The 318-nt window shown below is 60.7% G+C and carries 1 protein-coding gene; it reads right to left on the reverse strand.

Annotated features, from left to right (window positions below; translation table 11 throughout):
• Nucleotides 1–318 (reverse strand): condensation domain-containing protein (locus A372_RS32705; protein ID WP_036702696.1); only part of this gene is annotated, 318 nt, incomplete at both ends.

Here is a 318-nt window from a genome sequence, read left to right on the forward strand (position 1 = left end):
CCCCTGCTCTCTTGCCGCTTGGGCAATCCGTTCGGTCCGCTTCCGGTCCAGCGAGCAAGTCACACGCATCGCTTCATATCCCCGCGCCTGACGCTGCCGTCTCGGGAGATCCGCCGCTTGTTCGAAGCCCGCAAGCATGTCTCCCCAATATTTCGCGGCCGCTTGCCCGTCCTGCTCGGCCAGCCAGCGAATATACTCGCTGTACTCGCTCACGCGCGGCAATTGCGGCTCCTCTTCCTTGCACAAGGCCGTGTATACTTCAAGGACTTCCTTGACCACCAGCGGCAGGCACCATCCATCCATCAGAATATGGTGGAA

The organism is Paenibacillus sp. OSY-SE (genome assembly GCF_000283315.1).
Taxonomy (GTDB): domain Bacteria; phylum Bacillota; class Bacilli; order Paenibacillales; family Paenibacillaceae; genus Paenibacillus_B; species Paenibacillus_B profundus.